Here is a 14,990-nt window from a genome sequence, read left to right as displayed (position 1 = left end):
GGGGCCGGTCAGACGCCGCGCAGCGGCACGTTCTTCTGGCCACGCTGGCGGTTCGGCGCCATGCCATTCATCAGCAACGTCTGGTCCGCGTCCCGGTACTGCACGCCGATGCGGTAGATGGCGCGCGCTTCCTTGCCGCTCGCCACCTCACGTCCCAGTTCTGTTGCCACCCGCACGCACTGTTCGATCTGCTGCACCGACGTCATGCGCTGGCCATGCTGGCCGATCAGCGTATCTTCGGTGCCGCAGCGCGGGTGGAAGCCCATCGCCATCGCCATCATGTTAAACGGCAGCACGTTCTTCAGCAGAGATTCGGCCGTGATACAGGCGCCATCCGGCGCGCGGCGCAGGAAGTCCATGAAGTTGAACGGGTTTGGTCCATCGAAGCCGCCGCCAATGCCGATCCACGTCAGGTTCAACGGGCCGGTATAGACGCCCTTGCGCACCAGCCGGTCCAGCGTTTCCAGCGCATGCATGCCGGTCAGCTGGAAGTGTGGCTGGATGCCGGCCGCCTGCAGGCGCCGCAAGTGCTCCGCCACCCATGCCGGGCCGGCCGGCACCGTCATTTCGCTGTAGGCCGCGTGCATCATCGGCGACGCCAGCGACGTGCCCTCCAGGTATTCCGGATACAGCAGCTCCATGATATTCATTTGCGTGGTGTTGATGGCCACGGTCACCTGGTCCGGCTTCGGCTCCAGCTCGGCCAGCATGTGGCGGGTGTCGTCGCTCAGCCATTTCGCGGCCTGGCCGTCATCTTCCGGCGCAAACGAGATCGAACCGCCCACCTGGATAATCATGTCCGGCACGCGTGCGCGCACGCCGGCGATCAGTTCATTGAATTTCGACAGGCGCTTGCTGCCTTTGCCGTCAAGTTCGCGCACGTGCAAGTGCAGCACGGTGGCGCCGGCGTTGTAGCAATCGACCGCCTTTTGTACCTGTTCCTCCATCGTCACCGGGATATCTTCCGGGAAGTCCTCCGGCGCCCACTCCGGGCCATAAGGCGCAACGGTGATCACCACCTTGTCCTGGTTTTCCGGGTGCAGCGAATCGTCGAGGAATTGCATGTTGGGTCTCCTAGTATGAGGATGCCCGGCCTGAAGGCCCGGCACCCATTGTTTACCTTCGGATGCCCGGCCTGAAGGCCCGGCACCCATTGTTCATCTGCGGATGCCCGGCCTGAAGGCCCCGGCACCCATTGGGGTATCTATACTTAAAAAGTCGCTTCGCCGATGATGCCGGCGCGTTCCATCTTGCGGTGGCACGGCGGGTAATCCATCACGGCGTAGTGCTGGGTCGAGCGGTTGTCCCAGATCGCCACGCTGTTGGCTTGCCAGCGCCAGCGCACCTGGAATTCCGGGATGGCCGCCTGGCTGATCAAATAGCTGAGCAATTGACCCGCGCCCGGATTAGCGTCCTGGCCGAAGCGCACGCGCTGCGGCGTGTGGTAATTGGTGAAGTGGGTGGTGAAGGCGTTGACGAACAGGATGCGTTCGCCGGTGTCCGGGTGGATGCGCACCACCGGGTGTTCCGCGTCCGGGTATTGCTTCCTCAAAGCCAGCCGTTTTTCCAGCGGCATGGCCGCGCCAAACGATGCCTCGATGCTGTGGCGCGCCCGTAGGCCCGCGATGCGCTGCTTGACGTCGTCCGGCAGCATGTCGTAGGCCAGCACCATGTTGGCCCACATCGTGTCGCCGCCCACCGGCTGTGTCTCGACACAGCGCAGCACGCAGCCAAATGGCGGCTTCTCACGCCACGTGGCGTCGGTGTGCCACGCGTTTTCATAGCGGTCGTTCGGCTGGTCCGGGTTTTTATAGATGCGCACCAGGCCCGGGTGTTCCGGATCGCTGCCCGCCACCGGATGGTCTTCCAGTTCGCCGAAGCGGCGCGCAAACGCCACGTGTTCGGCGCGCGAAAAATCCTGGCGGCGCAGGAACAGCACGCGGTGGCGCACCAGTTGCGCGCGGATTTCCGCAAACAGGCCATCGTCATGGATGGCGTCCGCCAGGTTCACGCCGGTCAGTTCGGCCCCGATTGCACAGGTGAGTTGTTCCACTTGCATGGCGCGCTCCTCAGATCACAAAGATGGATGAACCCGTGGTCTTGCGCGCTTCCAGGTCGCGGTGGGCCTGGACCGCATCGTCCAGCGCATAGCGCTGGTTGATTTCAATGCGGATTTTTCCGGCGCCGACCAGGCCGAATATTTCATCGGCCAGCGCGGCCTTTTCCGCCGGGTCGATGATGTAATCGGCCAGCGCCGGACGGGTCACGAACAGCGAGCCTTTTTGCGCCAGCAGGATCGGATCGAACGGCGGCACCGGGCCGGACGCCGTACCCACGCACACCAGCAAACCACGGCGGCGCAGCGAATCCACCGATCCCATGAAGGTATCCTTGCCGACCGAATCAAACACCACATGCACGCCCTGGCCATCAGTCAATTCCCGCACCCGCCGCGCCACGTCTTCACGCGAATAGTCGATGGTGTGGGCGCAGCCATGGGCCAGCGCAATCTCCGCCTTGGCGGCGCTGCCGACCGTGCCGATCACGTTCAGGCCCAGCAGCCTGGCCCACTGCGACACGATCAGACCCACACCGCCGGCCGCCGCGTGCAGCAGGATGGACTGGCCCGGCTGGAAGTCATACAGGCGGCGCAACAGGTAAGCCGAGGTCAGGCCGCGCATGGTCATGGCGGCGGCTGTTTCAAAGGCGATCGTGTCTGGCAGCTTGATCAGCGGCGCCGCCGCCATCACCCGTTCCGTGCAATAGGCGCCCAGCGTGTTGAGGAAGCCGGTGTACGTCACGCGGTCACCCGGCGCCAGCCCCGCCACGCCGTCGCCAACCGCCGTCACCACACCCGACGCTTCGACGCCAATCCCGTTGGGTGTGGGCACCGGGTAGGTGCCGTTGCGGAAATACGTATCCGCGTAGTTCAGGCCGACCGCCACGTGCCGTACCCGCACCTGGCCGGGACCGGGATCGCCCACTTCCACCTGTTCCAGGCGCAGCACTTCCGGCCCGCCCGCCGCATGAAACCGTACCGCCTTTGCCATGCTGATCTCCTCGCTGTATTCGATTGTATGAATGTGATACCAATATAGTCCCGCCGTCCGCCAAGCGCATCGCATGGCGCGACAGCGATTTCGCATTTCACGACAGGTGCTCGTCCGGCTGCGCTTCCGGCAGCATCAAGCCCAGCGACAGCAGCAGGCGCGCCAGCAAATCCCTCCCCATCGGCCACGGGCCGTAGCCGCAGGCCGGGTTCAAATGCCCGACATCGCCCAGCTCCACCAGCTCGCTGCCCCACCCGGCCGCCATGGCCCGCACCGGCTGCAGGCCGGCCAGCGGGTCGGTGCTGCTGGCCGCGACGATGCTGGCAAATGGCAGCGGACCGCCAGGCAGCGGCGACCAGCCGTGTTGCGCCAGGGTTGCCGGGGATGGATATTTGGCGGGCCAGTCCGCCGCCAGATCCGGCGGCGCCGCCAACAGGGCGCCCCGCACCTTGCCGTTGGCGTCGCCGTGCCGCGCGGCCCAGTGCACCGTCATCAGCACGCCGGCGCTGTGCGCCACCAGCACCACGGGACCGTCAATCTGCGCGATTTGCGCATCGAGCGCGTCGACGCGGGCCCGCAGGCTCAGGGCGTTTTCCGTCAGCGGCGGCACCGCGCGGGAGCCCGGCAGGCTGGCCTGCAACAGCGTTTGCCAGTGGTCGGCCACATGGTCGCGCAGGCCGGGAACCATCAATACAGTGGCGTTTTGCATACGTTTACACTCCTTGCGCGGGGAAGCGGTAGTCGCGGAACATGTCCCGCAATGCCATTTTTTGCAGCTTGCCGGTCGCCGTATGCGGCAACTGGTCGACGAATTGCACGTCATCGGGCAGCCACCATTTCGCCACCTTGCCTGCCAGGTAGGCGAGCAGGATGTCACGGCTGGCGGCATGGCCGGCCTTCAGCACCACCACCAGCAACGGCCGCTCCTGCCACTTCGGGTGGGCAATGCCAATCACGGCCGCTTCCGCCACGGCCGCATGTCCCATGGCCGCGTTTTCCAGTTCGATCGAGGATATCCATTCGCCGCCGGACTTGATGACGTCCTTGGCGCGGTCGGTGATGTGCATGTAGCCGTCGGCATCCATGTTGGCCACGTCGCCCGTGTCGAACCAGCCATCGGCATCGACGGCCTGGCCGCCTTCGCCCAGGAAATAGCCGGCCGCCACCCACGGGCCTTTCACCAGCAGGCGGCCCGCCGCCTTGCCGTCGTGCGGCAATTCGGCGCCATCGTCATCGACGATTTTCAGCGTCATCCCGAACACGGCGCGGCCCTGCTTTTCCCGCACCCGCATGCGCGCCGCCGCGTCGAGCGCGTCATGTTTCGGCTGCAGCCGGCAAATGGTGCCCATTGGCGACAGTTCCGTCATGCCCCACGCGTGGATCACGTCGGCGCCAAAGGCGCTGTCAAAGGTGGCGATCATCGCGGCCGATGCGGCGGAACCGCCGATCAGCACGCGGCGCAGGCACAGTTCCTCCTTCGGGCGCAGGCCCTGCTGCTCCACGTGCTGGAACAGCCCCAGCCACACGGTGGGGACGCCCAGCGCCAGCGACACACGCTCGTCGCGCAGCAGGCCATACACACTCTTGCCATCCAGCGCCGGTCCGGGGAACACCAGTTTGGCGCCGCACATGGCGCCGGCATACGGCGTGCCCCACGCATTCACATGGAACATCGGCACCACCACCAGCAGGCTGTCGGCCGCGCCGATGCCCATGCCATCGACCGTGCACGCCGCCATTGCATGCAGCACGGACGAGCGGTGCGAATACAGCACGCCTTTCGGGTTGCCCGTGGTGCCGGACGTATAGCACAGGGCCGCCGCATTGTTTTCATCGAAGACCGGCCAGGTGTAATCTTCCGTTTCCGCCGCCAGCAATGTTTCATAGCACAGCAGGTTGGGCAGCGACGATGACGGCATATGGTCGCGGTCCGTCATCGCGACAAACCCTTTCACGTTCGGCAATTTCGGCGCCAGTTGTTCCAGCAGCGCGGTAAAGCCCGTGTCGAAGAACACGTACTGGTCGCCGGCATGGTTGATGATGTATTCCAGCTGTTCCGCAAACAGGCGGGGATTGACGGTGTGCAGCACCGCGCCCATGCCGGACACGCCGTAATACAGCTCCATGTGGCGATAGCCGTTCCACGCCAAGGTGGCGATGCGGTCGCCCTCCCGCACGCCGAGGCGGCCCAGCGCGTTGGCGGCCTGTTTCGCGCGGCGCGCCAGCGCGCCATAGGTGGTGCGGTGTAGCGGTCCTTCGCTGGTGCGGGACACGATTTCCGCCTGCGGATGGCAGCGCGCCGCATGGCTGATCAGGGATGAAATCAGCAATGGCTGATGTTGCATGTTGCCGAGCATAGGAACTCCGTTCAGATAGGTTGACTGCATTACTTGACTTGCTTGAGCAGGAAGTGCGACAGCGCAGGCACCAGCACCAGCGCGCCCACCATGTTCAGCGTGAACATGAAGGTCAGCAGGATGCCCATGTCGGCCTGGAACTTGATCGGCGACCAGGCCCAGCACACCACGCCGGCCGCCAGGGTCACGCCCACCAGCGCCACCACCTTGCCGGTGAATTGCAGCGCGTGGCGGTACGCTTGCGCCAGGGTGGCGCCACGGCGCTGCTGCGCCAGTTGCACCGACAGCAGGTACAGTGCGTAATCGACACCAATGCCGACACCGAGCGCAATCACCGGCAGCGTCGCCACCTTGACGCCCATGCCCAGCGCCACCATCAGCGCTTCGCACAGGATCGACGTCAGCACCAGCGGCAGCACGGCCACCACCACGGCGCGCCAGTTGCGGAACGTGATAAAGCACAGCACGATCACGGCGGCATACACGTACAGCAGCATGCGGGTATTGGCCTGCTTGACCACGATATTGGTGGCGGCTTCGATCCCGGCGCTGCCGGCCGCCAGCAGGAACCGGCGTTCAGGAGTTGAATGTTCGCGGGCAAACGTGTCGGCGGCCGCCACCACTTGCTCCAGGGTGCCTGCCTTGTGATCGGCCAGGTAGGCAATCACCGGCATCACCGAACAGGCCCGGTTGAACAGGTCGGGGTTGCTGGTGGACGCCTGCTGGGCGCCATAGTTCAGCACATCCTGGTTGCGCGACAAGGTCAGCCATTTCGGGCTGCCTTCCGATGCGCCGGCCGTGATCTGGCGCACCGCGTCGGCCAGCGAGACGGTCGCCTGCACGCCCGGCACCTGCTGCAGCGCCCAGCCGAGGCGGTCCGCCTCCACCAGGGTTTTCCAGTCCAGGCACTGTTCGTCCGGGGTTTTCACTATCACCGCAAACTGGTCGGACGACAGCGAGTAATTGGCCGTGATGTAGGCGTTGTCCTGGTTATAGCGGGAATCGGCGCGCAATTCCGGCGCGCCGGGATCGAGGTCGCCCACCTGCAACCGCGACGACATGGCCAGTCCACCGGCCGCCAGCAGCAAGGCCACGCCCACCACCATGGCGGCGCGGCGGGGCTGCGTGCATTGCACCAGCGCACCCAGCCATCGATCGCCGCCTTGCCGGTTGCCGGCGGTTTCCGCCCGCATGCTGCGCGCGGCGGCCGCCGGCGATACGCCCAGGTAGGACAGCAAGACCGGCAGCAGCAACAGGTTCGTGAAGATCAGTACCGCCACCCCGATCGACGCCGCCAGCGCCAGGTCGCGGATCACGGGAATGTCGATCGTCATCAGCACTGCAAAGCCGACCGCGTCCGCCAGCAGCGCCGTCAATCCCGCCAGGAACAGGCGGCGGAAGGTATAGCGCGCCGCCACCAGCAAATGCGTGCCACGGCCTACGTCCTGCATGATGCCGTTCATTTTCTGGGCGCCATGCGACACGCCGATGGCAAACACCAGGAATGGCACCAGGATGGAAAACGGGTCCAGTTCAAAGCCCAGCGCCGCCACCAGCCCCAGTTGCCACACCACCGCCACCAGCGAACAGGCCACCACCAGCGTGGTCGAGCGGGCGCAGCGGGTATAGCCATAGATCACGGCCGCCGCCACCAGCGCGGCCACGCCGAAATACATCAGCACTTGCCGCATGCCGGACAACAGCGCGCCCACCAGCCGGGCAAAACCCGTCACGTGGATCGTCACGCCGTCCGGCCCTTGTTCATACTTCGCCACCAGCGCATCGATGACCGCCGTCATCCGCGCATAGTCGATGGCCTGGCCGGTGGCCGGGTCCTTGTCCAGCAGTGGCACGAAGATCATCGTCGAGCGGTAATTGTTGCCAACCAGGCTGCCGACGATGCCGGAGCGGGCGATATTGGTTTTCAGCTGTTCCACCGCGCGCGGCGAACCGTCGTAATTGTCCGGCATCACAGCACCGCCGGAAAAGCCCTCTTCCGTCACTTCATTCCAGCGCACCGACGGTGTCCACATCGACTTCATCCACGCGCGGTCCACGCCCGGCGTCAGGAACAGCGCATCATTCACCTGGCGCAGCGTTTCCAGGTAACGCGCGTCATAGATGTCGCCGCGCGGATTTTCCACCACCACCCGCAACGCATTGCCCAGGCCGCGCAACTCCTGCTTGTTTTGCAGGTAGTGCTGGATGTAGGGATGGCCCTGCGGCAGCATGCGTTCAAAGCTGGCGTTCAAGGTCAGCCGGGTGGCGGCCAGCCAGCCCAGGATGACCGTCGCCGCCAGGCACAGCACCACCAGCGCCAGACGCCGGTTGAACACCAGCCGTTCCAGCAGGCTGCCGGACTTTTGGTCGAACTCGCTCAAGTCGCGGATCACCGGCATCTCGCCGATGCCGCTATTTCCCATATCCATTGCTATTTCCTTTCGTGGGCGAAGACGCCCCGCACGCCGCCCACCAGCAGGCCGCCGCCCGGCAGCGCCAGCGCGGCCGCCGCCGCTTGCGGCATGGCGAGTTTTTCAATGCTGAAACTGGCGCCGCCATCGCGGCTCACCAGCAACTGGCCGGCCTGGCTGAGCAGCGCCAGCGCACCGCCATCCAGTTGCACGCCCGCCGTCAGGCCGGTCTGCACGCCGGTGTGCGCGCGCAGCCAGGTCTTGCCGGCATCCGCGCTGGCGTACGCGTTGCCGCGCAAGCCAAACACCAGCACCGCCTTGGCATTGCCCGCCACGCCGAGGAAGCTGCCCTTGTACGGCGAAGGCAACTGTTTGAACTTGCCGTCGGCGCCACGCTGCAGCAGGATGCCTCGCTCGCCAGCGATATACACCAGCCCCCCCACCTTGCGGATCGCATTCAGGTGCAGGCTGTCCGGGTTGTCCAGCAGCGCTTCGCAATGGCGCCATAAGCGGCCGCCGTCGTCCGTGCACAGGGCGAGCCCGAACGCGCCGACCGCCATGCCGCGCCGCGCATCGTCGAACAGCACGTCCAGCAGCGGCGGCGCCTGGCCCTGCTGTTGCGCATCGGCGCGGCCGTCATACTGGCGCTCCCAGCTGGCGCCGCCGTCGGCGCTGTGCAGAATCACACCATCGTGGCCGACCGCCCAGCCGTGCTTCGCATCGGTGAAGGTCACGGCCGTCAAATCCGCCGATACCGGCACGTAGGCCTGGCGCCAGTTGGCGCCGAGGTCGTCGGAATACAGGATGTGGCCGCGCTGCCCGGCCGCCACGATGCGCTGGCCGGCGTCGGCCAGGCCATAGACCGGAGCGCGCCGCGCCAGCGGCGACCGGGCCGCCGGGGTATCGACCGGATCAGCGAAGGCCCGGGCGGCCGGCGCGGCGGCCACGGGAACAGCCAGCGGCAGTGCGCCCGCAAGGGCGCCGGCGGCCAGGCACGCCGTCAAAAGAATTCGGTTCATATTCGACTCTCGAAAAAAAAGCCGCCGGGCACGCAAGGCATGGTCGGCCCGGCGGCCCAAAGAGAACACTGTGCATTGCCGCCGCATGCGGCATGCGGCGGTTGACCTGTCAGCGCACGCCGGCGCCGGACAGGGCTTCAGGCGACCATTGCGATGCCTTCAGGGGATCGATGTATTTCAAGCCGCCGTGCGGGCCGGACATGCCGGTCAGGTTGTAGGCGCCGCTGACGAAGTCGTAGATCACGTGGTTGCCGGTGTAGGCCGCCTGCGCATCGTAGGCATACACCAGGTGGTCGAACGACGCGCGGTAAAGCTGGCCGCGCGCATCGTACTGGTCGGACGCCAGCGCCGCCCAGCTGTCTTCATCGATATAGAACGTGCGCTTGCTGTAGATATGGCGCTTGCCCTGTTTCAGCGTGGCTTCCACCACCCACACGCGGTGCAATTCCCAGCGCACGAAATCCGGATTCAGGTGGTTCGGCTTGACGATGTCGCCAACTTCCTTGTGGCCGAACAGCTTGTATTCGCTGTACGGCACCACCATTTCCTTCTTGCCCGCCAGTTTGAAGTCATAGCGGTCCAGCGCGCCATTGAAGACCCACGCGTCGTCATACGTCGAGGTGCCCGCCGAGCCCGGGTTCGGCGTATCGTAAGCCACGTCCGGCGCCAGTTTCACGCGGCGCTGGCCCGGCAGGTATTGCCAGACGCGGCGCGGCTGCACGGCCGGATTGACGGCGTCGAACGCCATCAGCGCTTCTCCCGCGCGGCGGGCCGGGGCCAGGTAATTCAGTTTGGTGCGGAAGAACACGTCGCCCTGCTTGGCCGGTTCCGTGACTTTCGGGTCCGACAGCGGGAATTCTTCCCAGATTTCCCCGGTGGTGGCCATGCTTGGCACACCGGCGGAATCGACGTTCCACGATTCGTATTTGGTGGTGAAGGCCTGGCCCTGGTAGCGCAGCAAGTGGTTCCACATCACTTCATGGCCGGTTTTCGGGATCGGAAACGGCACGCCCGCCAGCGCGCCTTCGACACCGGCGCCGCCCTCGGTCGATCGGGCGTTGACGGCATTTTTTGCCGTGTTCTCGAGGTAAAACTTCGGCATCGCCACCGGACGATGGGTCGGATATACGTCGATGCGGAATGACGGAAAGCGTTTCAGCAATTCTTTCGCGCCGGCCGTCAGCTTGTCTTCCATGCCTTGCAGGTTTTTGCCGGTGATGACCAGGCGCGGCTTGTCCGCCGCGAACGGGTCGGGCCGCACGCCGCTGCCTTTCACATAACCGGCCGGTAACGCGGTCAGGCCACCGGTATATTCAGGAATCGTGCCCTCCTTGTTGCCGGCTTTTTCCGCGCCCACCGCGGTGAGGGTTGCGCCCAGTTGGCGGGCTTCTTCCGGCGTGGCGGCAAAACCGCCGCCGCAAATGACAGCCAGCGCGGCGGCCAGCAAGGTATGTTGCAGTTTCATAGGGTCTCCGTTATCAGAAAGTCGTCTTGAAGGTCGCGGCCAGGAAGCCACGGTCGCGCAGCAGCGCCGTCACGCCGCCGTTGGACGTGATCGCGCCGCTGACCGGGTCCAGCGCGGCCGGGCCGAAGAAGTCCACGTACTTGAAATCCATGCGGTATTTCTGGCGGATGTCGAAGGACACGCCGACGCTGTAGTTGCCGCTGCCCTTGTTGCCGCCGGCCTGCACCATGGAATTGCCGCTCAGGCCACGGCCATAGCTGACGGGCATCGTCATGTCGACACCCGGCAAGACCTGGAACCAGGTCGGCGTCAGGTTGACGGTCAACCCGGCAAAGTGGTTCGACGGCTTGTCGATGCCGGTGTACGCGGCGCGGCCACGGTAAAACGCGGCGCCCTGCGAAATGCCGGCCAGGTGGTTCCACACCAATTCCGCGTTCCACACCAGCGCATCGGACAGCGGCGTTTCCGCCATGGTGCCCAGCAGGTTGATCACGCCATGCCAGGTATCGCCGCGCGCCCCCGACACCTGGCCTCGGCCCGGCGTGCCGGCCGCCGCCGCGACCATCGCGCCATTGAGCTTGCCGTTCAGGGCCGCCAGGATCGCCGGGTTGGTCCCGGCCGGCATCAGCAGGGCCGGGGTGCTGTACAGCGGCATATTGGTGCGGTACGACAAATCCGCCCCCACGGATATCCCGGCCACGCTCTTGGACAGCGACAGGCCATAGACGCCGATATCATTGCCATATTCCAGCTGGTAGCGGCTGGCGCCGCCCAGGGTGGCGGGATAAAACAGGCAATTCGCGCCCGCCACCACGGCGCCGGGAATGGCCGCCGCGCACAGCGCCGCGCCGCTGGCGCCAAACAGTGCGGTGGACAAACCGGCCAGGCGCACATTCGCCTGCGGCAGCAGGTCCGACGTCTTGCGGGCATAGAAGCCGGCAGTGCCGTCGAGCCATGCCGGGCTCCAGCGGGCCGAGACGCCCCAGTCGCCGGAGGTTGGCGCGCGGCTGTCTTGCTGGCGCACGGCGGCCGGGCCCAGCGGCCCGAGGATAAAGGTTTCCGCGCCCTGGAACGCGTAATCAAAGAAGCCAAGGAAGGAACCCGCTTCCGGCATGCGTGCCGGCTTCCAGTCGAAGAAATACTGTGCGGCCAGGGTCAGTTCCGTGCTCGGCGACACCTGCACCGATGCGGCCGAGCGCGGCAGGTACAATTCCTTGGCGTCCGAACCCGGCACCGAATACGCCTTGATAAAGTCCACCGCCGACTGGCCGAAGCTGATGCCGTGCACCGGTGAACTCAGGCTCTCGCCCCAGTACAGCGTATGGCGGCCCAGCTTGACGCTGACCGGCATTTCCGCCACGTCGAAGTTGCCGAAGATAAAAGCGTCGAGCACTTCGCCGGAGGCGCCGCCGTGATAGCGCTTCGCATAGCGCGACAGGCCGACGCCCGGCTTGCCGTTTTCCACATGGTTGGAGCTGGCCGGACTGGTGTTGTCCAGGGACTTGTAGGCGTGGTCATACCAGGCGGCGGCGGACACGCGGGCGCCCATGCGGCGGTCGTAGACGACATCGAATTCGGTCAGCAGGTCGACGCGGTTCGACACCGTGCCCCGGTTGAAATTGCGGTCGCCGTCGTCGAAATTGGCCGATTTCAGGATCGCGGGATCCTGGTGGTTCAGGCGGTGGCCGTAGTTGTATTTGACGGTATTGTCCCAGCGGATCGCGAGGTCGGGATTGTCGGTATCGATTTCCCCGGCCTGCGCGGCGCCGATCGCGCACAGGGCGGCGGCAAGCGCGGTCTGGATGGGATGGTGGGCCATGGTCATGCTGGTGTCTCCCTTTTTATTGGTGTGGTGTAGGGAAATCTTAGGGGGGCGGACACCAAACAGCATTGCCAATTCACGACGGGCGCTTCGCATTTTGCGACACCACCCGGTTGATTGCGCAGTCACCAAGGTAACGTTACCAGCCTCAAGCGAGAAGCGAACCGGCCCGGCGCGGTGGGCCGGCCGTCACACGCCGGCGCCGCGCAGCAGGCGGTACCACAGTGCGGCGCCGATGGCGGCCAGCAAACCGGCCGCGAGGAAAATCAACCGGAAATCACGGCCGCTCCAGTCCAGCAGCGCCCCCAGTCCCAGCGTAAACACCACTGTCAGCAACGCCGTGACGGAAGCGGAAAAAGCCGCCAGTTCGGAAAAGCGCGCGCGCGGCAATAGCGACGGCAGCAACGCCGCCGTGCCGGTCAGGTATGCCCCGGACAGTACGCCATGGGCGACAAACCAAACCAGGAACGCGGTGCGCCCCGCCACCAGGAAGTACGCCGCCAGCATGGCCAGCGCATACAGCGCCAGCACGGCCAGTCCGACTCGCAGCGGATGCACGCGGTCGGCCAGCCAGCCCAGCGGCAACGCCAGCACAATGGAAATGCAGTAGGTGACAGCGACGGCCTGACCGAAACTGCCACGGTCGACGCCGAACTGGCCGATCGCGTTATAGCTGTTGATGTTGACCGGCAGCACGCAAATGGTGGCAATCCCCACCGCGGCAAACAGTTGCAGGTAGAACGACGGATCATCCTGTGCCGATACGCGCAGGCGGCCAAGGCCGCGCCGGTACGGCTCGGCCGGTGGCGGCGGCAATGCCGGTTCGCGCACCCCGGCGCACAGCGCTAAAAATCCCAGCAGGTAGGCCGCCGCAATGCCCAGCGTGACTTCACGCGCCACGCCCAGTAAATTATTGCCAAATACAAAATAGAAAAACGCCGCGCCCACGCCCAGGCTGACGATGCGGAACAAGCCAAAGAAGCGGCCCAGCACGGCCGGCGGCACGGTGTCGTTGATCAGCGCAATGAACAGCGCATTGCCGAGGATGGAAAACAAGTCAAACAGCAGCCAGAACAGGGACATGCACGCCACGATGGCCAGGGTGGCATACGCAGGGCCGGCGCCGGTATAGGCCAGCAGCCACCGTCCCAGCGGTTCGCTGTACGCCAGGCCGCACAGGCACAGCGCCAGCAAGGGGGCGCCGGCCAGCAGGAATGGAATGCGGCGGCCCAGCCGGGTACGGGTGCGGTCGCTCCATGCGCCCACCGGCGGCCCCGCCACCATGGCCAGCACGGCGGGCAAGGCGCCAAACAGGATATTGAGCAGCACCGGGTGTTGACTGATCTCGCGCAACTGCGCTTTCACCAGTTCCTGCACGGCGCGCTCTTTCAGCGACCAGACCAGGTCGCCCAGCAGCAGCAGCGCGGCCAGCGGCAGCAAGGCGGCCAGCCCGGCGGCAGCCAGGACCTGCGGCGGCCGGACCGCTGGTGGCGCTGGATCTTCCTTGTTCACGACGTTGTGCCCCACCTTCCGCCTCCGCGCTACCGTTGCCGGGCACTCAGTCTGATTGCCGCTCCCTCCCCGCCATTATCGGCCAGTTTTGCCTGTCATAAACGGTCATTCCGGCAACGGCTCGGCGTGCCAATAGCTGCGCCAGCCCGTGTTGACACGGGCCAGCGCTTCCAGGTAGTGGTAGTCGCCCCACAAATTCGCCTCATCGACGCCGCGCCGCTCCGGCAAGCTGTAGACACCATGCAACAATAAACCGCCGCCGCCCTCGCCTTCGGGCGCCGTGCAATGCGTGGCCAGTCCGTGCAACAGGTGCAACGCCGCGGTTTCATAGCGCGTGCGCGCCGCCCCCGGCGCCAACTGTGCCGCCAGCTCCAGCAAGCCGCAGGCGGCAATGGCCGAGGCGGAACTGTCGCGCTGGGCGCTGCCGTCGCGCGGCAGCGACAAGTCCCACTGGCAAATGCCGTCGTCCGGCATGTTGGCCAGCAGGTAATCGGCCATGCGGGCCGACAAGTCCAGCAAACCCAGCTCCGGCGCATGGCGGTGGTTCAGCGCAAAGCCGTAAATACCCCAGGCCTGGCCACGCGCCCAGCACGAATCGGGCGCATGGCCCTGGACCGTGGACACCGCCAGCGCCGCGCCGGTACCCGGATCGACATGGCAACTGTGGGCGCTGGACCCGTCGGCGCGCACCAGCAACGCCGCACTGCGCGCCAGGTGCGCAGCGGCCGCGTCGCGATAGCGCGCCGCACCGGTCTGCCGGCCGGCCCAGTGCAGCAGCGGCAAATTCATGACCGTGTCGATGATGATGCGGCCCCGGTTACGCCGGTCGGCGCGGTCATCGAGCCTGCCCCAGGCCTGGAACACGCCGGCCCGGGGCAGGAAGCGCGCCAGCAAGACATCGGCGGCGGCCAGCGCCAGCGCACGCGCGCGCGCGTCGCCCGTGATGCGGTAGGCCGCCACGGCGCTCGGGCCATACAGGAACCCCAGGTCGTGGTGGTCCAGGTCGATCCGGCCGGCGATACGTTGCGCGTAGCCGGGATAATGGCTGGCCGCCCATTCGCCGAACCCGCCATTGCCGCTGATTTCATACGCCAGCCAGCCAAGGCCGGTCCAGAAACCCGTGGTCCAGCCGATATTCGCGCCGGCCTGGCGGCCCGCGCCCCGGCGCAGCCGGTACGCGCCGCCGGTGGTGGTATCGCCCGGAAATTGCGTGCCAAAGCGCAGCGCCAGGCCGGCGACGCGGCGCAGCGCGGCCGTCTGTGCCGCCTGGAACCGCCGGCTGGCGAGCGCGCCGGGCGGCGCCATGGGTGCATTCATCAAGGAACCTCCGTTGAATAAAAAGGCGCCCGGGGCT

At 66.0% G+C, this 14,990-nt stretch carries 11 protein-coding genes; all 11 read right to left on the bottom strand.

The genetic code is table 11. From position 1 onward, the window contains the following. Nucleotides 1-8: 8 nt before the first annotated feature. The gene (locus AC1RRC_RS26235; protein WP_493058549.1) at nt 9-1,064 is read right to left on the bottom strand and encodes a beta-keto acid cleavage family enzyme; all 1,056 of its coding nucleotides are present in this window, start codon (nt 1,062-1,064) and stop codon (nt 9-11) included. 146 nt (nt 1,065-1,210) lie between these two features. Beyond that, entirely contained in the window at nt 1,211-2,059 is an 849-nt protein-coding gene (locus AC1RRC_RS26230; protein ID WP_493058548.1) for a TauD/TfdA dioxygenase family protein, read from the bottom strand. Between the two features lie 10 nt (nt 2,060-2,069). After that, entirely contained in the window at nt 2,070-3,050 is a 981-nt protein-coding gene (locus AC1RRC_RS26225; protein ID WP_493058547.1) for a quinone oxidoreductase family protein, read from the bottom strand. Nucleotides 3,051-3,147: 97 nt separating this feature from the next. Next, the gene (locus AC1RRC_RS26220) at nt 3,148-3,759 is read right to left on the bottom strand and encodes an RBBP9/YdeN family alpha/beta hydrolase (protein ID WP_493058546.1); all 612 of its coding nucleotides are present in this window, start codon (nt 3,757-3,759) and stop codon (nt 3,148-3,150) included. A gap of 4 nt (nt 3,760-3,763) precedes the next feature. Then, nucleotides 3,764-5,407, bottom strand: coding sequence for a 3-(methylthio)propionyl-CoA ligase (locus tag AC1RRC_RS26215; protein ID WP_493058545.1), 1,644 nt, complete (start codon nt 5,405-5,407; stop codon nt 3,764-3,766). A gap of 29 nt (nt 5,408-5,436) precedes the next feature. Continuing rightward, complete coding sequence (locus tag AC1RRC_RS26210) at nt 5,437-7,830, bottom strand: efflux RND transporter permease subunit (RefSeq protein WP_493058586.1); 2,394 nt, start codon at nt 7,828-7,830, stop codon at nt 5,437-5,439. Nucleotides 7,831-7,838: 8 nt separating this feature from the next. Next, nucleotides 7,839-8,837: a WD40/YVTN/BNR-like repeat-containing protein gene (locus AC1RRC_RS26205; RefSeq protein ID WP_493058544.1), complete on the bottom strand. Its 999-nt coding sequence runs from the start codon at nt 8,835-8,837 to the stop codon at nt 7,839-7,841. A gap of 109 nt (nt 8,838-8,946) precedes the next feature. Next, nucleotides 8,947-10,302 (bottom strand): DUF1329 domain-containing protein, encoded by a 1,356-nt coding sequence (locus tag AC1RRC_RS26200; RefSeq protein WP_493058543.1) that lies wholly within the window; start codon nt 10,300-10,302, stop codon nt 8,947-8,949. 13 nt (nt 10,303-10,315) lie between these two features. Next, complete coding sequence (locus AC1RRC_RS26195) at nt 10,316-12,127, bottom strand: DUF1302 domain-containing protein (protein WP_493058542.1); 1,812 nt, start codon at nt 12,125-12,127, stop codon at nt 10,316-10,318. Nucleotides 12,128-12,313: 186 nt separating this feature from the next. After that, nucleotides 12,314-13,651, bottom strand: a complete 1,338-nt coding sequence (locus AC1RRC_RS26190; RefSeq protein WP_493058541.1) for an MFS transporter — start codon at nt 13,649-13,651, stop codon at nt 12,314-12,316. Between the two features lie 90 nt (nt 13,652-13,741). Further along, nucleotides 13,742-14,953: a glycoside hydrolase family 88 protein gene (locus AC1RRC_RS26185; RefSeq protein ID WP_493058540.1), complete on the bottom strand. Its 1,212-nt coding sequence runs from the start codon at nt 14,951-14,953 to the stop codon at nt 13,742-13,744. Nucleotides 14,954-14,990 lie beyond the last annotated feature (37 nt).

It is taken from the genome of Pseudoduganella sp. GW821-FHT12E03, assembly GCF_058807115.1.
Note: the sequence above shows the minus strand (reverse complement) of the source record. Positions and strands in the feature narration are given on the sequence as shown.